The following is a 24,412-nucleotide window of genomic DNA, read 5'->3' on the forward strand; positions in this document are numbered from 1 at the left end:
AATGAAATTATCGGCCTTAGAACTCGCAAATAATTACGTAACTCATTGTAAATAATAAACATAAGTCAGTATCAACTTAATCAAATCATTCGTTGTATTAATATTTGCAACATAATGAGGCATTAAACGTCTGATTACGGCTGTTTGGAGAAATAAGAATGGAATCTTACCTGCAGGAAGTTAAAAATTTTCGCCAAGAATGGCCGGAGATTGAGTTCATCGATCTGATTTTTACCGACATCAACGCCACGCCGCGTGGCAAACGTATTCCCGTCGAAGGGCTCGAAAAACTTGCCAACGGTGTCGCGCTGCCAATTTCAACCATCAGCTTAGATAATAAAGGCAATGTCGTCGAAGAAGCCGGGCTTGGTGAAGAACTGGGCGAGCCAGATAACTTGTGTTTTCCGGTCGCCAATACCCTGATGCCAACCGCCAAAACCCAAACGGGTCAACTAATGCTGACCATGATGGACGACAGCGGCAAGCGCCCTAACCCATTGTTCATCCGCAATATTGTTGGTGATATGGTCGCAAGGCTACACAACCAAGACCGCTTGCCGTGCATTGCTCTTGAGCTGGAATTTTATTTGGTGGATAAAAAACGCGGCCCGCGCGGCGAGCTGTTAACCGCCATCAACCCCACCAAACAGACTCGTGAATGCGACACCGAAGTGTACGATTTAGACGGCCTTGACGACTACGCCGATTTTCTCAGTGACCTTAATGACACTGCGCTGGCGCAAGGTTTAAATACTTCGGGGGCGTTATCAGAATCGGCGCCGGGCCAATTTGAAATTAACTTTAATCATTCTCAGGATGTGCTGCGCGCCTGCGATGAGATCATCATTGCTAAACGCCTGATTCGCCAAGTCGCCCATCAACATGGTTTTGACGCCACGTTTATGGCCAAACCGTTTGACGAACAAGCCGGCAGCGGTATGCACATTCACCTGAGTTTGATGAATCAAGCCGGTGACAATCTGTTTAGCGCTAATGATGGCCAAGCCAGCGAACTGTTTTATCAGACGATGGCGGCGATGCTCGCGCAGACCTCAGATTCCATGGGGCTTATCTGTCCAAACGTTAACTCCTATCGCCGCTTTGTGCCAGGCGCCTACGTGCCTACCTTTGCCGATTGGGGCGAAAACCATCGCGGCGTGGCGCTACGTGTGCCACTCAGCGATGCCAAAAATCGTCGCATCGAGCATCGTATCGCCGGCGCCGACGTCAATCCTTACATTCTCGCTGCAGTAGTGCTGTGTTCAGTATTAGCGAGTGACCACTACACCAAAGCCCAGTGTCCGCCACCTTTGCATGAGCACGCAGTCGCACTGCCGCTGCGCATGTCTGAGGCGTTAGACCAACTTGAGCACAGCGAGCTATCAAGCTATCTGTCCAAAGATTTTGTCGACATCTATTTAGCGTGTAAACGCAGTGAACTGGCGGAGTTTGAACGTCTGATCACGCCACTTGAAATCGACTGGATGCTGCACTCGGCATAAGTATTCGCTACTTCGCAAAATATAAGGAAATAACCAATGACTACGCAAACAAAGGCGCTGGATGCGCCGCTGAAAATCACCAACCAGCATCTCTGGGTCAGCCTTGCTGTGATTGCAACCTTCGTGGCGTTTATCACCATCGGCCTCAATCACAACCCAGATAACAGTTATGGCTGGATGAGCCTATTACCGACGGCGCTAGTGCTGGTATTTGCTCTCACCACTCATCGCACCGTGGAAGCCCTATTTAGCGGTGCGATTGCTGGTGTACTGATGCTCAACCCCACCGAAGCAGTAGAGCAAATTGTCGGCATCTCAATGGATGTGATGATGGATGAAACCATTGCGTGGATCATTTTGGTGTGCGGCTTGATGGGCGGCTTAATTGCGGTACTGGAAAAAGGCGGCAGCATTTTAAGTTTTTCAAATTTGTTGGTGACCAAAGTGAAAAGCCGTCGCCAGTCAATGCTGATGACCTTTGTACTGGGGATTGTGATTTTTATCGACGATTACCTCAATGCGATTGCAATTTCGTCATCGATGAAAAAAGTCACCGACGGCTATCAAATCTCACGCGAAAAGCTCGCCTATTTGGTCGACTCCACCGCTGCGCCAATCTGCATTATTGTGCCTATTTCAACGTGGGCGATTTTCTTTAGTTCGCTTTTAGAAGCCAACGGCGTTGCCGAAACGGGCAAAGGCATTCACACCTATATCGAGGCGATTCCTTACATGGCGTATGGCTGGGTCACCTTGATCATCGTGCTATTGGTCGCAATGGAAAAACTGCCTGACTTAGGCGCAATGAAAACCGCAGAGCAACGCGCTCGCGGTGGTCAAGTTCGCCCAGATAACGCCACCGATATCGATTTAGGTGACAAGGTTGAAGCGCACAGTAATTCGACCATGGGGCTGATTAACTTTCTTGCGCCTATGGTGGTATTAGTGGCAGCGAGCTGGTATTTCGGCATTGACCTGCTTGCCGGTGTGTTTGTCGCGCTGATCTTTACCTTCTGCTTTTACGGTGTGCAGCGTTTGATTCCGATGAACGCCATGTTTGAAGCGGTTTACGATGGCATTAAAGTGATGTTGCTGCCTTTGGCGACCGTAATTGGCGGCTTTATGCTTAAAAACGTCAATGATTCACTGGGCGTGACTCAATACGTGATTGAAACCGTCAGCCCTTATCTTTCAGCGCAATACTTCCCAGCAATTATCTTCTTGATTACTGGCGGCTTGGTGTTTGCAACCGCCTCTTCTTGGGGTGTATTTGCGGTCGCAATGCCGATTGTATTACCACTTGGCGCGCAGCTGGGTGTGCCGCTACATTTAACCGTTGCGGCGCTGCTGTCGGCCTCCGCTGCAGGCAGTCACTCATGCTTCTTTAGCGATTCCACCGTGCTGTCGGCGCAAGGCTCAGGCTGTACCGCCATGCAACACGCCACCACCCAATTCCCCTATGCGCTGATCGGTATTGTCGCCACCGCACTGTTCTTCCTTGCGGTTGCCTAGTCGAAACTGGGTTACTTGATTACTTCGGTACTTAGTTACTTAGTTACTTAGTTACTTAGTTACTTGATTACTTAGTTGTGACTGCTATTTTCTCTCTGTGTTATTGCCCTCGTTTACGAGGGCTTTTTTATTTCTCGGGTTAACACTTTGACTGAGGGCAAACCACCAATCATTCCATCCTCTGTAAACCAGCATTTGACATACCATTACAAACGAATACAATTTATATACGTTTTATATATACATCAAATATTATTGGTATCATCATTATGGGCATCGTTAAAATCTCCGACCAACTGCACGAAGAGCTGCGTAAAGCCAGCTCGGTGATGTCACGCTCGATCAACTCACAAGCCGAGTTCTGGATCAAAATGGGCATGCTGGCAGAGCTCAATCCAAATCTGAGCTTTAACCAGATCATGAATGATTTGATGCAATCGGCTCAGGTTTCAGCCGCGAATATCGCGACAACAGAAGACGCCGATAGCCATGAGGAGGCGTTAAATGACTAATGGCGTCACCATCAAGAATGACCAAGAAATCGTATTGATGCGCCAAGCCGGTAAGCTGCTGGCCAAGGTGTTTACGATGCTGGATGAGTTCGTCAAACCCGGCGTCTCGACCATGGCGATCAACAATCGCGTCGAAGCGTTTATTGTCGAAGAGCTTGAATCCCGCCCGGCCAGTAAAGGCCAATATGGCTATCAATATGTCCTCAACTCCTCGATCAATGAGGTGGTGTGTCATGGCGTGCCAAGCGAGAGCCAAATTTTAAAAGCCAAAGACATCATCAACTTAGATATCACGTTGGAAAAAAATGGCTTTATCGCTGATTCAAGCAAAATGTATGTGATGCCAGAGGCGAGCCCAATTGCCCGCCGCCTAGTGGATGTCACTTATCAAGCGATGTGGCAAGGCATTAAGCAAGTTAAACCCGGCGCAACGCTAGGCGATATTGGCCACGCCATTCAAACCTTTGCCGAGTCACACGGCTATAGCATAGTGCGCGAATATTGCGGTCATGGTATCGGCCAAGAGATGCACGAAGCGCCGCAAGTGCTGCACTATGGAATGGCAGGCCAAGGTATGAAACTCAAGCCGGGCATGACCTTTACCATTGAGCCGATGGTCAACCAAGGCGGCGCCAAAACCAAAACCAAACGTGATGGCTGGACGGTGGTCACCCGTGATAAAAAACTCTCGGCACAATCAGAACATACCTTGCTAGTCACAGAAACAGGCTATGAAGTGCTAACGCTGCGCCCTGAGGAAGTCTTGCTCTAAGCACCTAGCTCACCGTTTGTATGACATTTTTGTCGGTTTAACGTACATAAGTCACAATTACTCACCAATAGGCATGATTTTACCAATTAATAATATCGTAAATTCCGATTAGTCGGGTCGAAAAGCGCCGCGCTACAATCCTTGCTCAAAGAACAATGATAAGAATGAGGAAGGATACGTGTCTGTGCTATCCAATTTGTCGATTCGCCGCCGCTTAACTCTCGGCTTTGGCATTTTATTGATTTTAATGGTGACGCTCACCGTCATTGGCGTCCGTAACGTAAATTTTATCGATGATACCCTGAGCGAAATCAGCGACATTAACGCGGTGAAACAGCGCTATGCGATTGATTTTCGAGGCAGCGTTCATGACCGAGCGATTGCGATCCGTGATATTGCACTGGCAACCCAAGACAGCCAAATTCATCAATATGAGCAAGTGATAGCTGAACTGAGCCAAACCTACGCGCGCTCCAAGCAGCAATTAAGCTTGATGCGCGATTCTGGCATCGTGTTTAGCCAAGAGGAGCGTGACATACTGCGCGCCATCGATGCGCAAGAATCACGCACCCTGCCCTTGATAAGTCATATCATCACCGCCAAAAAGCGCGGCAGTGATGTCACCACACAAATTCTTGAGCAGGTGCGGCCCGCCTTTATTGACTGGCTCGACACCATTAACCAGTTTATCGATTATCAAGAACATGCCAACCAAATCGCCACCCCGAAAGCTCGTGAGGTGGCGAGCGGCTTTTCTACGCTGATGCTTTGCGCCACTGCGATTGCCGTGCTGGTAAGCATAGTGGTCGGTTTGCTGATCGAACGTAGCCTACGCCAGTCACTTGGCGCCGAACCGTTTGAAGCCGAACAAGCTTTGGCAACCATTGCTTCGGGCGATTTGTCGCAGCGCATTAACAGCCAATACTCCGCCAGTATGATGGCCTCGGTGGTCAAAATGCAGACCCAACTCGCTGCCACCGTGACCAATATTGCCAACGTCGCGAGCGCTCTCAACCTTAAAGCGCAAGATGTATCACAAAGCTCACAGCGCATTTCCGAATCAACCAAAGTGCAAACCTCGATGACCCAATCCACTGCTGCCAGTTTGGATCAGCTGCGCGCCAGCATTCAAGATGTCAGCGCTGCTGCCACTCAAACCGAGCAAAATTCGACGCTAACGCTGGAGTTTGCCACCCAAGGACAGCAAAGCGTGCTGATTAGCCAGCAGCAGATGGAACTGATTGCGACGACCATGGCCAATACCGTAGCCCGGGTCCAAGATTTAGAGCGCGATATCGCGCAAATTACTGGGATTACTCAGGTGATTAACGGTATTTCTGATCAAACCAATTTACTGGCGCTCAACGCCGCGATTGAAGCGGCGCGAGCCGGACAAGCAGGCAAAGGCTTTGCGGTGGTGGCCGATGAAGTGCGTAAATTGGCGCAAGATACCCATCACGCCACTAAAGAGATCGATCAGATGATCGGCCAAATCTCGACCAATACTCAAGCTTTGGTCAAGGCGGTAGAAACCACCCAGCCGCAAGTCGAATCAGGTCGAGAGCAAGTGATGAAAACCCATCAACTGCTGGATAACATTACCAATCAAGCGCGCGATTCGCTGTCTTGGGTAAGCCAACTGGCCACCAATACTCAGGAGCAAACCGGCGCGATTGCCGATGTAACCTCGGCAATGGACACCATCCTTAATATGTCGCAAGACGCTCAACTTGAAACCGACAACAACCAGCACACCACCGAGGCGCTGACTCAACTGTCGTTTGATTTGCAGCGCGACATTGACTACTTCCATCTTGGTCAGCCGCGCGCATAAACTGCCGCGCCGAATTCGCCCCAACAAGGTAAATTCGGCGCGTTAAACGCCGCCTTCTCTCTAACGCTTCAACCCTCTTTACATCACAGTTATCCTGCAAAGTTTTATAGATGTTTCATTAAATATTGAAGTTTATATAAAAAATATGTACATCTATTAAGCAGTTGCCAATTTGGCAACTGCCTTCGATGCGCCATAGAGATTCGCTATTGGTTAAAACTTCGCCATTCGTGAATAACGCAGCTAATGGTAACAACTAACCAATAGCCAATCGCGCATTGCATGCTTAGTTACTGATAAGTTCACTCAAAGGATAATGATAATGACTTTACCCAAACTGAGCGCTCGCGCCGTGACAATGACGTCCGCCACGCTGCTCACTTTCGCTTGTACCGCCCTTCATGCTGAAGAAACCGCACCTAACGACCTACTTAACGCCACATTGTGGATGCAAAATTCGGTGGAATATAAAGCCAACGTACAAGGTATGTTCGCACTTGCTAAAATTCGTTTTGATGAGGCGTTAGCCAATAAAGACAGTACTGCTCTGCCTGAATTGCAAAAATCTGGCTACCAAAGCTTACCACCTGCGGTCATCGTCGACTGCGATGAGACGATTCTCGACAACAATGTGTACGAAGCGTATTTGGTCAAATATAACACCAGTTACAGCTCAAAAACTTGGTCTCAATACGTGCAAGACAAAGTCACCGAAGCGATGCCCGGCGCGGTCGAGTTCGCCAATTACGTGACTTCAAAAGGCGCCAAGATCTTCTACATCACCAACCGTAAGCACAAAGACGAAGCGGCAACCTTTGACAATATGCAATCGCTGGGTTTTCCGATGGACAGCAAAGTCGACACTTTGATGACCAAAGGTGAGCAACAAGATTGGGGCTCTAATAAGACCAGTCGCGATCAAGTGGTGGCCAATCAATATCGCGTGGTGTTGATGGTGGGTGATAACCTCGGCGACTTTACCGATCCATCAGGTAGCCCTGAGCAGCGCCTCAAAACTTATCAAGCCAACAGCAAACACTGGGGCAGCGACTGGATCATGATGCCAAACCCTGAATATGGCTCGTTTGAAAGTGCTGCATTTGGTGGCAACTGGAGCCTGAGTGGTGAAGAGCGCCGCGCACAGAAAATCAGCGCATTAAAAGTTTGGCAGCCTAAATAAATCACCGTCGCCAAGGATAAAAAAACAGGGCTAAATGCCCTGTTTTTTGCGCGCCAAAACGCCATATGTTTCGCTTCAATACTTTATCTACAAAGACTTTGTCTATAAATGCTTTATCGATAAGTACATTGGCTACAACTGCCTTGGCTATAAATGAACCAGGTCAGCGTCAATTATCGCATCTTTAATCTCATCACAATATTCCACTCGATTACGGCCATTAAATTTAGCTCGGTACAAAGCAGAATCAGCATTGCTTATCAGATCTTCTACGCGCGTTTCCGGCTCTGGAATCCCCCAACAAACCCCAATACTGATGGTAATACTGATGTCGCTGTAGCGCTGGCATTCAATACGACTCACCGCTTGGCGAATGTTCTCAGCGAGATCGAGCGTGGTACTCAGTGTTTGGCCAAGAATAAACAAACAAAACTCTTCGCCACCATAGCGGCCGACGAGGTCACAATCGCGGGTAACGAACTGCTTAAAAAGCTGCGCGACATGCTGTAAACATTCATCACCAACTTGATGTCCGTAGTCGTCATTGAGCTTCTTAAAATGATCAATGTCTAGCATCATAATCGCCAAGGACTGTTGCTCGCGCTGCGCACGTTGCAAAGCATGTAATAAGCGCTCATCCAAATAGCCGCGATTCGCTACTTTGGTTAAGGCATCGGTATGTGAGCGTTCGCTAAGTTCCAGATTGGCTTGCTCAAGCGAGCTCAAAGCCAGCTTCAACTCACGGGTTTTGCGCTCAACTTCCATGGTAAGAATATCTTTGGTTTGACGCTCCATCTCCAGCCATTGCAGCTGCATTTGAGCTTCGCGCGCATAAGACTGCTGCGCTTTGTTCTCCATCATCAGCGCCTGCTCTTGAGCAATAAGCTTTTCTCGTCTGCTGCGACTCACGCGCTCGGCGACCGCCATCGAAAGAAACAGCAATTCAACGCCAAATCCACCCGCTTGAAGATACAAAATGCCGCCCCAGTAACCAAACCAGTCAAGCAGACTTGCCAGCATTACCCCGGTAATGCAGATAAGTGGCCCCCACCCCAAGGTTAAATACTTTGCTGATATATCACCGCGATACCAGAGGTAGGAGGAAGACAACATCGCGCCAGAGCAGGTCAATACGCCAAGAAAATCGGAAAACATAAACAACTTTTGGTTAGAAAAAAGGGTCATGGCGACCAACATCAGCGACCAAAGCAACCGCCCACAATAGTTGATTTGTAGCACCCATCCGCCGTACTGCTGCAAATTAAGAAACTCGCGGCTAAACAAAGCTGCAGCCAGAAAACACGCGGTCGAACTCATGCCGTAAATATGTTGATTAAGCCAAGACGATTCCGACCAAAAATACGCCAGCCCCACACCGGTTGTCGCGAAGGTGTAACAAGCGATGCACACCACATACAGCGTGTAGTAACCGTACTTTTCATCTCTGAGGAACAGAAATAGCCACAAGTTATAACTGAGCAGCGCGATAAGCATGCCGAAAAAAGTGCCAATTAAAAGGTTATGGCTGCTTACCCAATGTCGGTAACTCTGGTCGCTATAGATGGCAATTGGAACCACGAGGTTTGCGGTACTTTCGACGCGGATATAGATTTCAAGATTGGCGTGAGGAGGAATTTGAATCGGCAGCACATGAGGAAACGGGTCCACACCACTTTGATAGGAGGCCCAATTTGAAATTTGCATATCCGATAACCATCGATGGCTGTAATTATCGTAGACATGCAGAGAGACATTTTGAAGCATCGGCCAACCCAATTTGATGATCCATTTGGACTCGGAATTGAGTTGAGAATCAAGCTGGAATCTAAGCCATAGAGATTTATCAACACTGCCTAAATTAAGCGTCGAATCCTCGGAAGTTTCCCATAACTGGCCACGCAGGGCATCAAGGGTCAGCTCATCGTCAGAGCCTTGCGGCTCGAGCCAATATTGCAAGTCTTGAATATGGCCAATTTTTTCTGTCGCGTGCGATAGTAAGACTTCGGCCCTAACTCGCGACAACCCCAATTCATGATTTGAAAAAGTGCATAACCACCCTATCAAGATCACAAACAGATAACTAAAACATTTCATTTACAACAGCCACTAACAATTTATTATTTTTATGGATTAATATCCCACATAACATAATTATTAATAATAGAGTTGTAAATACTGTAATTTAGATTGTTAGTTATCATTTATAAGGAATGGCTATAATTCTAATATATTAGATGGATTTTCGTACTTTCCTTTTTTAGTACTTGCGTAATTATTCAAATAGTTAACTTACCAATGCATGGAATTTACCCGTCTGCAGAATTCAGCGCTTACTCGCCAAAGCCAACAAGCGCTGACTGAGTTACAACATCATACCGCCAGACGCTTCAATGCGTTGGCCCGTCACCCACTCAAAACCTTGGCTAAACAGCCCTGCGATAATTTTACCGATATCTTCGGCTTCGCCCACGCGCCCTAAAGCGGTCACCGATGCCACCATCGTTTGCGCTTGATCATTATCGCGAATCGCGCCACCACGAAAATCGGTTGCAATCGCGCCCGGAGCAAGGGTATTGACGCGAATGCCGCGCGCGGCAAACTCTTTCGCCATATAGCGCGTCATCACCTCAACCGCACCTTTTGCCATCGCATATGGCCCGGACCCCGGAAAGGTAAAGCGCGCGAGCCCAGAGGAAACATTGACAATATGGCCTCCTTTCTCAATAAGGTCCAATATTGCCTGAGTAAAGAAAAATGGCCCTTTGACATGGATGTTATACATCTCATCAAGCTGCTCAACGCTGGTTTGTTCAACCATGGCGTGAATACCGGTGCCGGCATTATTGAGCAGATAATCCAATCGCTCACGGCCGAAATGGCTCTTGAGCGAGGTTTGCAATTGTTCAGCAAAAGCGGCAAAAGATGCCACGTCTCTAGTATCACACTGCAAAGCTAGGGCTTTTCGTCCTTTGGCTTCAATCTCAGCGACTACTTGCTGCGCTGCTGATTGATTTTGATGATAAGTGACAATGATGTCTACGCCTTGATCGGCCAAAGCCAGAGCGCCTGCGCGCCCAAGTCCGCGGCTACCGCCAGTGATTAGTGCTAGTTGACTCATAAACTACCCTTTTCGTTGGTTTGCTAAGTGTATTGTTGATTTGGTGAGTGGATAGTCATCAGTTTAGGTCGCATTAATAGCTTGAAAAATAGCAACAATAAGATAAGACTGTTCACATAAAATGAACAATAGGTAATTTGATGGATAAAATTGAAACCATGAAGCGCTTTGTCGCGGTGGCGCAAACCGGCAGTTTTACCTCCGCCTCAGAGCAGCTTAATGTGCCAAAATCGGCGATTTCTACCTCGGTTAGCCGCTTAGAAGACCACCTCAACACTCGGCTGTTGCACCGTAGCACGCGGCGTGTGTCACTCACCGAGGCGGGCGAGCGCTATTACCCTCAGTGCCTTGCACTGCTTACTGAACTCGAAGGATTAGAAACTCAATTTCAAGGTGAGAGCGCGGCGCTCAGCGGCGTGCTGAAACTCGATATGCCAAGCCGATTTTTTTCCACTTTAGTGGCGCCGCATCTGACTGACTGGTTTGCTCGCTACCCTGACACCCAAATTCGCCTGCTTGGCGCCGATTATCGAATCGACCCGATTAAGGAACAAGTGGACTGCGTTATTCGCGCTGGAAAGCTGCAAGACAGCGAAATGATTGCTCGGCCACTTGGCGAAATGACCATGCTCAACTGTGTCAGCCCAAGCTATATTGAGCGTTTTGGCACGCCACTCACTTTAGCGCACTTAAGCGAGCACTACGTAGTGGATTACGCGCCAAGCCTGCGCCAACCACAACTCGGTTTTGAGTATTATGCCGATGGTCAAACTCATTATGTAAAGACCCGCAGCTTTATCTCCGTCAGCACCACAGATGCGTATTTAAGCGCGTGTCTCAATGGTCTTGGTATCATTCAGCTGCCAGCAAGTGGTGTAGAGCAACAGATACGAAGCGGTGAATTGATTGAAGTGTTAAGCGACTATCGCTGCGAATCGATGCCAATCGCCGCGCTTTATCCATCGCGGCGCCAGCAGCCTAAGCGGCTAAGTGAATTTCTTAATTGGCTCTCGAGCATTATTGCCCAACACCCGCGCTACTAACCCAGTTTTGGCCAAACCTTGCTGCCAATGACAGAACAACAGCGCCGAACTTCCAAACTCATCCGGCAAAGCATTTCGTGAAAGGAAACCGTCAGAGTAAGCCGCTAAACTAAGCGGCTTGATTAGAACGTAAAGTACGCACAAACGGTACGCCACTTTCATCGCAAAAGACCTGCGCTTTGACGTTATAGATATCTTCAACCAGTTCAGCGGTGAGTATTTGTTTCGGGTCGCCGGTGGCAACCAGCTCGCCGCCTTTGAGCACCAATAGATTATCGGCATACTGCGCGGCAAGGTTGAGATCGTGTAATACCATGACCGTGGTGTAATTATGCTGCTGGGTTTGCTGGCGAAGATGCTCTAGCAGCACATGCTGGTAATGAAGATCAAGCGCGCTCACTGGCTCATCGAGCATCATAATTTGCGGTTTACGCATCAGCGCTTGAGCAAAGAGCATCATCTGGCACTGCCCGCCGCTTAAGGTGCGCACATCTCGGTTGGCAAGATGCGCAAGCCCCATACTATCGAGAATATCCAACGCTTCACTAAGCAGGGTTTCATCGACACGCAAACTCAGCGCATCGATGCGGCCAAGTAGAATCACTTCCACCACACTCAGGCCAATATCAAAATGGATATCTTGCGGCATATAACCAAACCGCGAACGCCATTTAGCCAAGGTTTTTGGCGTTAGATGCTCATCACCAAAACCAATATCACCACTGTCGACTTTGATGTCGCCAAAGAGGGTTTTCAGCAGCGTGCTTTTACCCGTGCCATTTGGACCAAGAATCGCGGTGACTTGCCCTGGCTTGAGCGTAAAACTGACATCGCGCGCCAGCACTAAGCTGCCAAATTGCAAATTCAGATTGTTCACTTTGAGCATGATTAACCTCGCCTTGCGATGATCAGCCAGAAGAAAAACGGCACGCCGATGATCGCGGTGACAATGCCAATCGGAAACAGTGCGCCCGGTACAATGCTTTTAGACAGTACTGACGCCGCCGACAGCAAAAACGCACCAATTAAAAATGACAATGGTAAAAAGAAGCGCTGATCTTCACCGACCAAAATTTTGGCAATATTGGGGGCAACAATACCGATAAAACCGATAATGCCGACAAAACTGGTGACGGTCGCGGTCATCACAGCAACGATAAACAGCGTCTTAAGCCGCAGCTTCGTGACGTTCACACCGACGCTTTTAGCGCGCTCTTCACCCATGCGCAGCGCGGTCAGTTTCCAGGAATCTTGCAGCAAGAGTAAAAAACCGCCAATCACCACCACAGCGGTAATCGCTAAGTTCGTCCAAGTAGCTTTAGAAAGGCTGCCAAAAAGCCAAAACAGAATTTGTTGGCTCAGCTCTGGCGACGAAATAAATTGCACCAACGACAGAAGCGATTGGAACAAAAACAGCAGCGCAATACCCGCCAGGATCAATTGCCCAGAACTGATATGGCGCATTGAGGCCAACGCAAACAAAAAGCACGCCGACAACATGCAGCACAAGAACGCGCCAATCGGCACGGCGTACATACCATTCATGCCAAGCGACCCGACATACAAGGTGATCGCAGCGCCAAACCCCGCAGCCGCCGCCATACCGAGTGTGTATGGGCTCGCCATTGGGTTATTCAAAAGCGTCTGCATTTCGGCGCCGCCAACACCCAGCGACCCACCGACAATGATCGCCATCAGCGCAATCGGCAGACGTAAGTTGGTGACGATAACATGGGTTGAACGATCAACTTGAAACGGCAAACCGATAAATTCCAGCAGCGCGTTAATCACTTTAGAGGCGTCAAGCATCGATGGACCAGTCATGATATCGAGGACAAAACTGACCAATAAAATCGCGCCAAAACCTGAAATAACCATCAAGCGGCGGCGTTCACTCTTTCTTTGTTGTTCAATGGCTTGCAAAAGTATCGTCGAAGGCGACATTCGTGCGTTTCCTGTTTCAAGTTGAGCATCACCGACTCACGAATATGCAACATTCGCAGTGGTGTTTTTTATTGCGCGCATGCTACCACAACAAGGTGATAATGAATATCAGTTATATTTTTACACTTTGTTAATGAGAATTGTTTGCATAAGTTTTATTTACAAACTTATAATCAGCCGCGCTCAATGCCGTTTTGTGAGCGTGAAAATTTTAGTCATGGACGTAAATCACTCCAATAACAAAGGTTTTATTTGATGTACAAACAACTTTTAAGCGTTGCAGCGCTTGCTTTTAGCTCTTTATCGTACGCACAAATGACCACAGTGACCGACGTGCTCGGTCGCGAAGTGACGTTTGATGCCCCCGCTCAGCGTGCGGTAGTCGGTTTCTATCCAGAAGACTACATGGCGATCGGTACCGAAGCCGCTTATGACCATGTGGTCGGAATGTCGAAATACATTTGGCAAGCGCGTTCTGCGAACTGGGATCTGTACGTCAAACATCGCCCTTCGCTGGATAAAATTCCGGGCATTGGCCGCGTTGATACCAACACTTTCTCAGTTGAAAAAGTGATTAGCCTAAACCCAGACGTTCTAATGCTTGCTGATTGGCAGTTTAAAGCACTTGGCTCTGATATTGAGCGAATTGAACAAGCAGGCATTCCCGTTTTGGTAGTTGATTACAACGCACAAACCGTTGAACGCCACGTGCGCAGTACTGAGCTGATTGGTGTGATTACCGGTCAAAGCGAGCGTGCTAAACAGATCGCCAGCGAATATCAAAAAAATGCTGAGATGATCAGTGAACGTTTGGCAAAAGCCAATCTGCCAAAACCTAAAGTCTATACCGAATATGGCGCTGCTGGTGTCAGCGAACTCGGTTATACCTTTGGCAAAAACATGTGGGGCGCGATTGCAACCATGGCCGGCGGTGACAACATTGCTGCGCCATACGTTGAATGGTGGGGCAAAATGAACCCTGAGATGATCATTGCTGACAATCCAGATGTAATTGTGATGACAGGTTATGAATCAGGCAGCAGCGAAGATTCTATGCTGATGGGTCAAGGCGTTGACGAACAAGTTGCCAAGCAGCGCTTAGCGGGCTTTAAACAGCGCGTCGGTTGGTCATCAATTAGCGCAGTTCAAAACAACCGCATGTACGCCGCCTACCACGGCGCGTGTCGTACTATTTTGGACGGCGCTATGATTCAGTTCTACGCTAAAGCTTTGTATCCAGAGCTGTTTAAAGACCTTGAGCCAAACAAAGCTTACCAAGCGTTCTACAAAAAATACTTACCCGTTGAGCCACAAGGCACCTTTATGACTCAGCTGTAAGTCGTTTAATACGATGCGCTTTGCAGCAGTCACCCCTATGCGGTGACTGCTGTTATTCAATAAACCGTCTATTAAATAAACCGTCGAGTTACCCGCCGCCGCGCGACTATTTTCTCACTCAGTCTTGTTTATCTCTGTCTTGTTTATCTCTGTCTTGTTTCTCAGCTTTTATCACAACCCACTGCGTCATCCCCTATCAACATCGCTTATCAGCAACACATGGATAATGATGCTTTTATCACCAAAATAGGGCAAAAGTTCTGTTTTTAAACAAAACTGCTCAGTAATTCATCAGGATTATGCTTTTTCGCTTCAAGCCATAGAAAAAAGTTATAGTTTGGTGACACAAAGCGATTGTTGTAACAATTTGTTTCGTTTATTTTCTAAATGTGATTTTCATCAACTTTTGTAGGATGCCGTTCTGCTCCTCGGTTGGATTAAAAAAACAGACTCGATTGGAAAATAAATGAAAACATTCCCCGTTGTTGTGTCAAGCTTGATGCTTGCACTGAGCATGGCCAATGGCTATGCCAAAACCCCCGATAATACACTGGTTGTGGCACAGTCTCTTGACGACATAACTAGCCTAGACCCAGCGCAAGGTTTTGAGCTTTCCTCTGTTCAAAGCTTTAACAACCTTTATCAACGCCTTGTGCAATCGAACCCAAATAACCCAACCGAGTTGCAACCAACGTTAGCCGCCTCTTGGGCATCAGAGCAAAACAGCCTGACTTTCACACTTAAAGACAACGCGACGTTTTCATCTGGCAACCCTGTTCGCCCAGAGGATGTAATTTTCAGCCTAGGTCGCGTGGTAAAACTTAACCTTGCGCCAGCGTTTATTCTGACTCAACTGGGTTGGAACAAAGACAACGTTGATAGCCATCTGACGAAAGTCTCGGCGAACCAAGTGAAACTGACTTGGGATGTCAATGTCGGCCCGTCTTTCGTACTCAGCCTACTTTCAGCGCCAGCCGCATCCATCGTTGACCAAAAAACTGCCATGGCGCACGACCAAGAAAACGACCTTGGCCACGGCTGGCTAAATAGCCACTCCGCTGGCAGCGGCCCGTTCAAATTGCGCAAATACGTGCCATCGCAAGTGCTGATGATGGAAGCCAATCCAAGCTCACCATCTGGCGCGCCAAAGCTTAAATATGTATTGCTGAAAAACGTCCCAGACGCAGCAACCCGTCAATTGCTGCTTGAGCAAGGTGATGCAGACTTAGTTCGCAACCTAGGTACTGACCAATACTTCTCACTGCAAAACAAGCCAGGTGTGAAGACGCTTAACTTGCCATACGCATCGCTTTATTACTTGATGTTTAACGTTGAGAACGCCGATAACCCAGCCCTTGGTAAACCAGAGTTTTGGCAAGCGGCGCGCTACGCGTTTGATTACAAAGGCATTGCTGAAGACCTAATGCACGGTCAATTCCAAGTTCAGCAATCGTTCTTGCCAGTCGGCTTTAATGGCGCGCTGGATGATCAGCCATATCAATACAACCCAGAAAAAGCCAAGCAGATTCTAAAAGACGCCGGAATTAGCAATCCACACTTTAAGCTCGTGGTTTCTAACCAACCGCCATACTTAGATATCGCGCAAGCGCTGCAATCAAGCTTTGCTAAATCAGGCATCGATGTTGAGCTTATCCCGGGTGTGAGCAGCCAGATCGCTACCAATGTCAAAGCACATAAATACCAAGCGACGTTGACATCGTGGGGCCCTGACTACTTTGACCCGCACACCAACGCTTCTGCGTTTGCCTACAACCCAGAAAACGGCAGTAAGACGCTGGCATGGCGCGCCAACTGGCACATTCCAGCGCTGAATAAACTGACGCTGGAAGCACGCTCAGAAACCGACAGCGCCAAACGCACCGCGATCTACCAAGATCTGCAACGCCAGGTCCGTGAGTCTTCCCCTTATGTTGTCGGCTTGCAAAACAAGAAATTGGTCGCACTGCGTGACGATATCAAAGGCTACGTGCAAGGCATTACGCCGGAAATGGTGTTCTACAAAAACGTTTCTAAATAACTGTGTTTATACATAACTTTGTTTCTAAATAACGTTGTTTGATCAATGAATAATACCAACCCCTTATCCGGCTCATTGAGCCGGTTATGGACAAGCCGCTTTCAGCCTTTGCTGAGCGGCTTTTCGTCCTTTTTACTCACCCTGTTTGGGCTGTTAATTTTCACCTTTGTACTGTCACGTGCCGCACCGATTGATCCTGCGCTGCAACTGGTTGGCGATCACGCCAGCGAAGAGACCTACCAGCAGGCGCGTCACCAACTCGGCTTAGATGACCCGCTACCGGTGCAATTTTTCAGTTATGTTGAGCGCTTGTTGCAGGGCGATTTAGGCATATCTCAAGTTTCCCAGCAACCCGTGGTTGAGGATCTCAAACACGTCTTTCCAGCGACACTTGAGCTGGCGACAGTGGCGATGATTTTTGGCGCACTGCTCGGCATCTCTTTGGCTTGTCTCGCGGTGTATAAACCGGGCAGCATCATCGACCATGTCGCGCGGTTTATCTCACTGTTGGGCTATTCTGTACCGGTGTTTTGGCTGGGTTTACTTGGGCTATTGCTGTTTTACGCCACCTTGCACTGGTCGGCTGGCCCTGGGCGTTTGGATGACATTTACACCTACACCATGGAATTTAATAGTGGCTTTGTGTTGTGGGATGCGCTGCGCTCTGGTGACAGTGAAATCATACTCAATGCGCTTGGTCATTTGTGGCTGCCTGTTGCGGTACTTTCGCTACTGTCAATGGCTTCCATCACCCGCCTTTTGCGCGCCGTGATGCTTGAAGAGAGCAATAAAGAGTATGTGATTTTGGCGCAGGCCAAAGGCGCAAGCCGCGCAAGAATTTTGTTCTCGCACATTTTCCCGAATGTGCTCGGCACGTTGATTACCATCCTTGCCCTCTCCTACACCGGTCTGCTTGAAGGCGCAGTACTGACTGAAACCGTGTTTGCATGGCCTGGACTTGGCCGCTATCTCACCACCGCGCTGTTTGCATCAGATACCGCGGCGGTACTGGGGTCCACCCTATTGATTGGTAGCTGCTTTATTTTGCTCAATGCTCTGGCCGATGCTCTTACTCGCTGGGTCGACCCGAGGACTCGCTAATGACAAAACACAATTCGCGCTTAGCGCTGCCAAAATGGTTTAACACCTTCAATTTTGGCCTGATTTTAGTGGCGATTTTGCTGCTTACGGCGATATTTGCGCCGCTATTTACCCACTATGACCCAAACGTGCAAAACATCAGTGAACGTCTTGCACCGCCAAGCACGCTGCACTGGTTTGGCACCGACCGGTTTGGCCGTGATCTGTTGACTCGCGTGCTGTATGGCGCGCGCCCAACGCTAGTGTTGGTTTCTCTGGTGGTCATTATTACCGTGCCGATAGGACTGATGATTGGCATTTGCGCTGGCTACTTTGGTGGCTGGACCGAAAGACTGCTGATGCGATTTACCGACATTGTTATGTCGCTACCTAGCCTGGTTATTGCGTTAGCCTTAGTGTCCATTTTAGGCCCCGGGCTAATGAATGGCGCGCTGGCGCTGGCCTTCACCAGTTGGCCATCGTTTGCTCGCCAAGCGCGTACCGAAACCCTCGCACTGCGCCGCAGCGACTATTTAGCCGCCGCAAAAATGCAAGGCATTGGCGGTTGGCGCTTGATTGTTGGTCATATTGTGCCTTTGTGTCTGCCAAGTGCGATTGTGCGCGCCGCGCTCAACCTGGGTGGCATTATTTTATCAGCTGCTGGACTGGGCTTTTTAGGCATGGGGATTCAACCACCCGCCGCAGAATGGGGCTCAATGGTCGCCAGTGGCAGCCGAGTCATTTTTGATCAATGGTGGGTCGCTGCCGTACCGGGCTTTGCGATTCTATTTGCCAGCCTCGCCTTTAACCTGTTAGGCGATGGTTTACGAGATAAGTTGGACCCACGCCATGCAAAATAACCGCCCTCTTATCGAGGTAGAAAACCTCAATATTCAGCTCGATTCTGGCCGATCATTGGTAAAAGATTTGAGTTTTAGCATCGGTCGTGAACGGGTGGCGTTGGTTGGCGAATCTGGCTCCGGCAAATCGCTAACAGCACGCACCTTGATGGGGCTGCTGCCAAGCGCCTGTCACCCCAGCGCCGACAAACTTGAGCTACTGGGCGAGCCGGTACTTTCACTTAGTCAAGCAAAGTGGAACCGTCTGCGCGGCAATCAAGTAGCGATGGTGTTGCAAGATCCGAAATACGCGCTCAATCCAGCGCGTACCATCGGCATGCAGATTGAAGAAACGCTGATTTTGCATCACAAATTGCCGCGTCGTGAGCGTATCGAACGCGTCGAAGCCATGCTGGAAGCCGTCGGTTTACCGGAGCCAGCCAAACTGCGCCGCTGGTATCCACATCAGCTCTCTGGCGGTATGGGTCAACGTGTGATGCTGGCGATTGCCCTGATTGGCAACCCGCAACTGCTGATTGCTGACGAACCCACCTCGGCGCTCGATCACGCCATGCGCGATCAAGTGTTGGAGCTGATTCACTCCCTGGTTGATGAGCGCAATATGGGGCTGCTGCTTATTAGCCACGATTTACAACAAGTGGCGCAATACAGTGAACGAGTGATGGTCATGTACCAAGGTCGTCTGGTCGACGAACTGCCAGCAGATAAACTTGCCAGCGCCGAACATCTTTACACTCGAACATTGTGGTCATGTCAGCCACATATCGACAAACGGGGTCAGCCACTGCCGACTCTGGATCGCACCGCTTTGGAGAAACAGTATGCCGATTCTTGAGCTTAATAACGTCAGTGTCAGCCATGTCCAAGGTAACCAAGCCAATACCGTGGTGCACAATGTCAGCCTGAGCGTCAATCAAGGCGAATGCTTTGGTCTGGAAGGGCCATCTGGGTGTGGTAAATCGTCGTTACTGTGGGTGCTCGCGGGGCTCAATCCACACTGGTTTGGTCAGATTTCGATGCTGGGTCAAGAGCTTGAACAAGGCCAGCAATTTCGCGGTCAGCTACGCCGTGACGTACAAATGGTGTTCCAAGATCCCTATGCTTCGCTGCATCCTAAGCATCGCCTGCGTCGCACCTTAGCTGAGCCACTTAAGCGCCTGAAAATGGATGCGATTGACGATCGCATTGAGCAGGGTTTTAAGCAAGTTGGCCTCACAAGCGATATGATTGATCGCTATCCCCATCAGCTCTCGGGCGGCCAGCGTCAACGCGTCGCGATCGTACGCGCTCTGCTACTCGAACCCAAATTGCTGTTGCTTGACGAGCCAACGTCGGCGCTGGATATGTCGGTTCAGGCTGAGATCCTCAACTTACTCAACGAACTGAAACAGCAATATAAGCTCACGATGCTGCTGGTCAGCCATGACCCACACACCATCGACTATATGTGCGATGCTGGCGTCACAATGAAGCGCGGCAAAATTGAGCAGACCTTGAGATACTAAGCAAACACGCAAAGATAGCCACCAACCCAAAAGCGAGCCAATCGGCTCGCTTTTTCTCAATCTACACAGATGTTTTTCATCTGATGGTTTATATACCAATTGAGTTTATCTGCCAATTGGGTTCATCTCATACTCGAACAAAATAACAATGAACTAAAACGACGTTTCAACTTACTAAATTCACCTCTTATTACCGTCTTATACCTACCCTATCACTCATCGCGAAAGGATAATGCGCAGTAAAAATATTGCGCGCGCATTGATTCTGAGCCGAAAAGTAATGGTCATTTTTGACTAGAAATTCGTCAGTATTATAAAAGTACCAAATCCCCTCCTAGCTAGAGCCATACAGGTGTGGCTGTGGATATACTCCCTCACGCAGCGCTGACAATCACCTAACACAACTCGGACATGAGAGGAACTTTTCATGACACAAATTCTTGTTGGTGCCACGAATACCAGCGGAAAAGGTTCAGCGGCAGACCTTACCGTCGACAATGGCACCCAAATCATTCTCGACCAAGACAGTTACTACCAAGCCGGTTATCTCGCCGCTTACTTAGACGATGGTGACCTTGATATCGAAAACTTAGCGGGTTGGGGCGCGGCGGATCTAAAAGAAATTTCCATTACTGATGGTGATTACTCACAGTTGACCATCACCGATTTTGTTGATATCGCGATTACCGACGGCGATTATGAATCGATTATCATCAACCAAGCAAAACGCGCCACCATAGACTTAAGTGACTCAGACCAAGGGGTGAGTGTTTATCTTACGCCTTACAGCAACAATGATCATTGGAGCAACTTGTACCAAGTCACGATGGGATCTGGCGATGACTATGTCTCTTTTAGTATGACCGCCAGCACCAACCCTAATTCGACAAAATGGACCGAGTTTGATGTTGATCTCGGTGATGGCGACGACACCTTTGACTACGCACTCAAAGAAGCCGCAAGCGATACGCAGCAGCGCAGCGTCGATGGCGGTGACGGTTTTGATAGCTTGCTGCTCAGTGGCGATAACTCCGATATTGAATTCGTCAACTTTGAGTATGTTGAGCTTGAAGACGGCGAGACCTTAACCCTAACGGAACAAGATTTGATCAACAACAGCGCGCTTGAACAAGGACTAATCGTCAACGGCAAGGTCGCATTAGCGGATGATGTATCACTATTAGGTATGGCAATCAACGAGCTTAGTGACGAACAACTCGCGCTGCTAGAAGAAAATGGTTACGACAGCACAGACTATGTGGCGGTCACCTTGTACACCGGTGATGGCGATAATGCTTATTTGTATGACGAAGAATATACCTTAATTGTTAAAGAATCGGATATTGACTACAGCACCTTTAACTATCTGCACACCAGTGGCAGTTCCGGTGATACCTATTGGTTAAGCACATCCGGCCTAAGTTATTTTAATCTCTGGAGTTCGTATCAGTACGAGAGTTCTCAATGGCTGGAAGTTGACGCCACCTTGGACTACGGGAATTCACTCGTGGTATACGAACTGGCATCCGCAGCCAATGATGGGATTACTCGCTCTATCGATGGGTCTGGCGGTGTTGATACTCTGCTCATTTATGACGACGTTAACGGTTTAGACTTTCAAAATTTTGAAAAGATTTATAACCATTCCGGCGACACCTTACTCTTAACTCAAGATCTGTTAGACAATAACGCTGCAGGTAGCAGTTTAGTCGTGATTGGTGACTTCGAAGTCACTGAGAATATCGATCAAATGACCGTGAATTTGCTCTCTGGTACAGACAGCTATTACATCGAATCGACCGAATACACTTCTGGTTATAGCTACGATGATTATTACGTCGCTACCCTTGATGTTCCGGTAAGCTTGGATTTGCAAATCGGTGACAGCACATATTCGCTAGTCACTGAACTGCAATATATTACCTATAGCGCGGACAACATCGTGTATCAACTGGATGCGAGCTACGACGAAGATAGCGCACAATATTTTAGTTTTGAGTTTGGCAACACGGATGACACCATCGCCTATAACGTCAGCTTCACCACCTATTACGACTATGACGATGGTCCTGCTTCCGACAACTATTATTTCGGCATTTTTAGTATTGATGGTGGCGATGGTGTCGACACAATTATCTTTGAGCAAGCACCAGACGCGCTAGACTTTTCCAATTTCGAATACGTTGATGTCGAGTTTGATGGTGATTTGGAGCTAGACCAAACCCTACTGGCGGAGAATAACTCTGCGAGCGAAGGGCTGATTGTCAACTCAAGTGTGGCGTTGGTCGATGATATTCAAAGCATTGTCGTTTCAGCCTTGAGCGATGAACAGCAAGCCTTATTTGATAGTGTTGGCGTTGATAGCGACGAGTACTCTGCCGTAACTGTTTACTATGGAGAAGACAGTTACACCTTGCTTATGGATGTTGACGATCTCTCGTATCATCTTGCCGCTTAATTTCCCGAGTCGGTTTAGAAGCTAAAAAGCGAGCCAATTGGCTCGCTTTTTATCGCTATGAGTACTGCCTGCTCAAGCTACTGCGAAGGCTTGTTAGCGCGCGGCTTTTGCCCTTGGCGCGGCGCTGGTTTTGACTGGCCGTTATTGCCGCCTTGTGCATTTTTCGGTTTACGCGAGCGGTTTGGCTTATTGTTACCCTGAGTTTGGCTCGAATCGTTACCAAAACGGCGACGCGGTTTACGCGCCGCTTTATCGCCCTGCTTGGCTTCACCAGGTTGGCGTGCTTGCACCTCACCATTGCCAGCTTTTGGCTTCTTCGGTTTTTTCGGTTTCTTTGGCTTAATTGGACGTGTATCCAATTTCGACTCTGGCAGCGCATTGGTCGGCTTATAGCCTTCAAGCTCAACTCGCGGCAGTAGCTGTTGAATCAAGCGCTCAATACCAAACAGGTCCTCCGCCTCAGCCGCGCACACCAGCGAAATAGCCTTACCGACCTCACCCGCACGGCCAGTACGACCAATACGGTGCACGTAATCTTCGGCAACGTTTGGCAGTTCGTAGTTCACCACTTGCGGCAACTGTGGAATATCAATACCACGCGCGGCGATGTCGGTTGCAACAAGCACCCGAATTTCGCCAGATTTAAAATTTGCTAGCGCTTTGGTGCGCGCACCTTGGCTTTTGTTACCGTGGATCGCCGCCGCGGCAATGTTATTATCGGTTAAAAACGCCGCCAAACGGTTCGCGCCATGTTTGGTACGAGTAAACACCAACACTTGTTGCCAATTGCCATCGTTAATCAGTTTTGCCAACATTGGCGCTTTCTTTTTAGCATCCGCTGGATAGATACACTGCTCAACAGTGCGCGCCGTTGAGTTGGCAGGACTGACCGAAATTTCCACCGGATTGTTGACTAAGCCTTTCGCCAGATCTCGAATTTCAGCGGAAAACGTTGCGGAAAACAGCAGATTTTGGCGCTTGGCCGGCAGCAACTGAAGAATTTTGCGAATATCGCGAATAAAGCCCATATCCAGCATGCGATCGGCTTCATCCAACACCAACACTTCAAGTTGATCAAACTTAACCGCATTTTGCTGATACAAATCCATCAAACGCCCTGGTGTTGCCACCAAAATATCCGCACCTTTACGCAGACGCAGCATTTGCGGATTGATCTTGACGCCGCCAAACACCACCGCACTCGACAGACGCAGATGACGGCTGTAAAGCGCCACATTTTCTTGCACTTGCGCAGCAAGTTCGCGAGTGGGTGTCAGGATCAGAGCACGGACCTGATTGCCACGCACTTTCGGCCCATGTGACAAACGCTCTAGAATAGGCAGAGTAAAGCCGGCGGTTTTCCCCGTTCCGGTCTGCGCTGCGGCCATTACATCCTGCCCTTTCAATACCGCCGGAATGGCTTGCGCCTGAATCGGCGACGGCGTGTCATAGCCTTTTTCTTGAATAGCTTTAAGGATTGGCGCAGATAGACCTAAAGAGGTAAAACCCATAGATTGATTCTCAAATGTTGATGATAAATAACGGTTTCGCCAGTTAAATCGGGTTGAGTGACAAAAGTCTTGCTCAGCTCATCGGCGAAAAGTCCGCCATTCTGAGGCTTTTGCGGTTATCAAGCAACTGCTATTTGTCTTTCGAGTTTTGGCGACAAGCAATATTTAACAACAATCGATATCTGACAACATCGCTATTGGAATA

19 protein-coding genes are annotated in these 24,412 nt (G+C 48.6%); 14 read left to right on the forward strand and 5 right to left on the reverse strand.

The window, feature by feature from the left end:
• Positions 1 to 158 precede the first annotated feature (158 nt).
• The 6 genes from BLS03_RS02820 to BLS03_RS02845 all read left to right on the forward strand — a co-directional run bounded on the left by BLS03_RS02820 (position 159) and on the right by BLS03_RS02845 (position 7,312).
• Positions 159 to 1,502: a glutamine synthetase family protein gene (locus BLS03_RS02820; protein ID WP_093269356.1), complete on the forward strand. Its 1,344-nt coding sequence runs from the start codon at positions 159 to 161 to the stop codon at positions 1,500 to 1,502.
• Between the two features lie 36 nt (positions 1,503 to 1,538).
• On the forward strand, positions 1,539 to 3,014 hold the full coding sequence (locus BLS03_RS02825; RefSeq protein WP_093269359.1) for a Na+/H+ antiporter NhaC family protein: 1,476 nt from the start codon (positions 1,539 to 1,541) through the stop codon (positions 3,012 to 3,014).
• Positions 3,015 to 3,283: 269 nt separating this feature from the next.
• Positions 3,284 to 3,526: a ParD-like family protein gene (locus BLS03_RS02830; RefSeq protein WP_093269362.1), complete on the forward strand. Its 243-nt coding sequence runs from the start codon at positions 3,284 to 3,286 to the stop codon at positions 3,524 to 3,526.
• On the forward strand, positions 3,519 to 4,298 hold the full coding sequence (map, locus tag BLS03_RS02835) for a type I methionyl aminopeptidase (protein ID WP_093269365.1): 780 nt from the start codon (positions 3,519 to 3,521) through the stop codon (positions 4,296 to 4,298). The genes BLS03_RS02830 and map overlap by 8 nt, the downstream gene beginning before the upstream one ends.
• A gap of 178 nt (positions 4,299 to 4,476) precedes the next feature.
• A complete protein-coding gene (locus BLS03_RS02840) occupies positions 4,477 to 6,132 on the forward strand; it encodes a methyl-accepting chemotaxis protein (protein WP_093269368.1) in 1,656 nt (551 codons plus the stop codon).
• Positions 6,133 to 6,454: 322 nt separating this feature from the next.
• Positions 6,455 to 7,312 (forward strand): 5'-nucleotidase, lipoprotein e(P4) family, encoded by an 858-nt coding sequence (locus BLS03_RS02845; RefSeq protein WP_093269371.1) that lies wholly within the window; start codon positions 6,455 to 6,457, stop codon positions 7,310 to 7,312.
• 147 nt (positions 7,313 to 7,459) lie between these two features.
• Here the strand turns inward: BLS03_RS02845 and BLS03_RS02850 are convergent, their stop codons facing one another.
• Both BLS03_RS02850 and BLS03_RS02855 read right to left on the reverse strand, forming a co-directional pair.
• The gene (locus BLS03_RS02850) at positions 7,460 to 9,406 is read right to left on the reverse strand and encodes a diguanylate cyclase (RefSeq protein WP_093269374.1); all 1,947 of its coding nucleotides are present in this window, start codon (positions 9,404 to 9,406) and stop codon (positions 7,460 to 7,462) included.
• 268 nt (positions 9,407 to 9,674) lie between these two features.
• The gene (locus BLS03_RS02855) at positions 9,675 to 10,430 is read right to left on the reverse strand and encodes an SDR family NAD(P)-dependent oxidoreductase (protein ID WP_093269377.1); all 756 of its coding nucleotides are present in this window, start codon (positions 10,428 to 10,430) and stop codon (positions 9,675 to 9,677) included.
• A 140-nt stretch (positions 10,431 to 10,570) separates the two neighbouring features.
• Here BLS03_RS02855 and BLS03_RS02860 point away from each other — a divergent pair, with 140 nt between their 5' ends.
• Entirely contained in the window at positions 10,571 to 11,473 is a 903-nt protein-coding gene (locus BLS03_RS02860) for a LysR family transcriptional regulator (protein WP_093269381.1), read from the forward strand.
• Between the two features lie 109 nt (positions 11,474 to 11,582).
• On the opposite strand, the gene BLS03_RS02865 is transcribed toward BLS03_RS02860, so the two are convergent.
• Positions 11,583 to 12,359, reverse strand: coding sequence for an ABC transporter ATP-binding protein (locus BLS03_RS02865; protein ID WP_093269384.1), 777 nt, complete (start codon positions 12,357 to 12,359; stop codon positions 11,583 to 11,585).
• Between the two features lie 2 nt (positions 12,360 to 12,361).
• Positions 12,362 to 13,417, reverse strand: a complete 1,056-nt coding sequence (locus BLS03_RS02870; RefSeq protein ID WP_093269386.1) for a FecCD family ABC transporter permease — start codon at positions 13,415 to 13,417, stop codon at positions 12,362 to 12,364.
• 255 nt (positions 13,418 to 13,672) lie between these two features.
• On the opposite strand from BLS03_RS02870, the gene BLS03_RS02880 reads away from it, so the two are divergent.
• From BLS03_RS02880 to BLS03_RS02910, 7 genes are all read left to right on the forward strand, one after another.
• Positions 13,673 to 14,755: an ABC transporter substrate-binding protein gene (locus BLS03_RS02880; RefSeq protein WP_093269391.1), complete on the forward strand. Its 1,083-nt coding sequence runs from the start codon at positions 13,673 to 13,675 to the stop codon at positions 14,753 to 14,755.
• 466 nt (positions 14,756 to 15,221) lie between these two features.
• A complete protein-coding gene (locus BLS03_RS02885) occupies positions 15,222 to 16,793 on the forward strand; it encodes an ABC transporter substrate-binding protein (RefSeq protein WP_093269394.1) in 1,572 nt (523 codons plus the stop codon).
• A gap of 45 nt (positions 16,794 to 16,838) precedes the next feature.
• Positions 16,839 to 17,894: an ABC transporter permease gene (locus BLS03_RS02890; protein WP_093269396.1), complete on the forward strand. Its 1,056-nt coding sequence runs from the start codon at positions 16,839 to 16,841 to the stop codon at positions 17,892 to 17,894.
• Positions 17,894 to 18,733 (forward strand): ABC transporter permease, encoded by an 840-nt coding sequence (locus BLS03_RS02895; RefSeq protein ID WP_093269399.1) that lies wholly within the window; start codon positions 17,894 to 17,896, stop codon positions 18,731 to 18,733. Before BLS03_RS02890 ends, BLS03_RS02895 begins: the two co-directional genes overlap by 1 nt.
• Positions 18,723 to 19,568 (forward strand): ABC transporter ATP-binding protein, encoded by an 846-nt coding sequence (locus BLS03_RS02900; protein WP_093269401.1) that lies wholly within the window; start codon positions 18,723 to 18,725, stop codon positions 19,566 to 19,568. Before BLS03_RS02895 ends, BLS03_RS02900 begins: the two co-directional genes overlap by 11 nt.
• A complete protein-coding gene (locus BLS03_RS02905) occupies positions 19,555 to 20,238 on the forward strand; it encodes an ABC transporter ATP-binding protein (protein WP_218121984.1) in 684 nt (227 codons plus the stop codon). Before BLS03_RS02900 ends, BLS03_RS02905 begins: the two co-directional genes overlap by 14 nt.
• 427 nt (positions 20,239 to 20,665) lie before the next feature.
• Positions 20,666 to 22,696 (forward strand): hypothetical protein, encoded by a 2,031-nt coding sequence (locus BLS03_RS02910; protein ID WP_093269404.1) that lies wholly within the window; start codon positions 20,666 to 20,668, stop codon positions 22,694 to 22,696.
• Between the two features lie 77 nt (positions 22,697 to 22,773).
• On the opposite strand, the gene BLS03_RS02915 is transcribed toward BLS03_RS02910, so the two are convergent.
• Complete coding sequence (locus BLS03_RS02915) at positions 22,774 to 24,207, reverse strand: DEAD/DEAH box helicase (protein WP_093269406.1); 1,434 nt, start codon at positions 24,205 to 24,207, stop codon at positions 22,774 to 22,776.
• Positions 24,208 to 24,412 lie beyond the last annotated feature (205 nt).

The organism is Vibrio xiamenensis, from assembly GCF_900100015.1.
Taxonomy (GTDB): domain Bacteria; phylum Pseudomonadota; class Gammaproteobacteria; order Enterobacterales; family Vibrionaceae; genus Vibrio; species Vibrio xiamenensis.

Bases quoted from the DNA above. Each gene is read 5' to 3' on its own strand.
- BLS03_RS02820 (WP_093269356.1), top strand. From the start codon at position 159: ATGGAATCTTACCTGCAGGAAGTTAAAAATTTTCGCCAAGAATGGCCG.
- BLS03_RS02825 (WP_093269359.1), top strand. From the start codon at position 1,539: ATGACTACGCAAACAAAGGCGCTGGATGCGCCGCTGAAAATCACCAAC.
- BLS03_RS02830 (WP_093269362.1), top strand. From the start codon at position 3,284: ATGGGCATCGTTAAAATCTCCGACCAACTGCACGAAGAGCTGCGTAAA.
- map (WP_093269365.1), top strand. From the start codon at position 3,519: ATGACTAATGGCGTCACCATCAAGAATGACCAAGAAATCGTATTGATG.
- BLS03_RS02845 (WP_093269371.1), top strand. From the start codon at position 6,455: ATGACTTTACCCAAACTGAGCGCTCGCGCCGTGACAATGACGTCCGCC.
- BLS03_RS02850 (WP_093269374.1), bottom strand. From the start codon at position 9,406: ATGAAATGTTTTAGTTATCTGTTTGTGATCTTGATAGGGTGGTTATGC.
- BLS03_RS02855 (WP_093269377.1), bottom strand. From the start codon at position 10,430: ATGAGTCAACTAGCACTAATCACTGGCGGTAGCCGCGGACTTGGGCGC.
- BLS03_RS02860 (WP_093269381.1), top strand. From the start codon at position 10,571: ATGGATAAAATTGAAACCATGAAGCGCTTTGTCGCGGTGGCGCAAACC.
- BLS03_RS02865 (WP_093269384.1), bottom strand. From the start codon at position 12,359: ATGCTCAAAGTGAACAATCTGAATTTGCAATTTGGCAGCTTAGTGCTG.
- BLS03_RS02870 (WP_093269386.1), bottom strand. From the start codon at position 13,417: ATGTCGCCTTCGACGATACTTTTGCAAGCCATTGAACAACAAAGAAAG.
- BLS03_RS02880 (WP_093269391.1), top strand. From the start codon at position 13,673: ATGTACAAACAACTTTTAAGCGTTGCAGCGCTTGCTTTTAGCTCTTTA.
- BLS03_RS02885 (WP_093269394.1), top strand. From the start codon at position 15,222: ATGAAAACATTCCCCGTTGTTGTGTCAAGCTTGATGCTTGCACTGAGC.
- BLS03_RS02890 (WP_093269396.1), top strand. From the start codon at position 16,839: ATGAATAATACCAACCCCTTATCCGGCTCATTGAGCCGGTTATGGACA.
- BLS03_RS02895 (WP_093269399.1), top strand. From the start codon at position 17,894: ATGACAAAACACAATTCGCGCTTAGCGCTGCCAAAATGGTTTAACACC.
- BLS03_RS02900 (WP_093269401.1), top strand. From the start codon at position 18,723: ATGCAAAATAACCGCCCTCTTATCGAGGTAGAAAACCTCAATATTCAG.
- BLS03_RS02905 (WP_218121984.1), top strand. From the start codon at position 19,555: ATGCCGATTCTTGAGCTTAATAACGTCAGTGTCAGCCATGTCCAAGGT.
- BLS03_RS02910 (WP_093269404.1), top strand. From the start codon at position 20,666: ATGACACAAATTCTTGTTGGTGCCACGAATACCAGCGGAAAAGGTTCA.
- BLS03_RS02915 (WP_093269406.1), bottom strand. From the start codon at position 24,207: ATGGGTTTTACCTCTTTAGGTCTATCTGCGCCAATCCTTAAAGCTATT.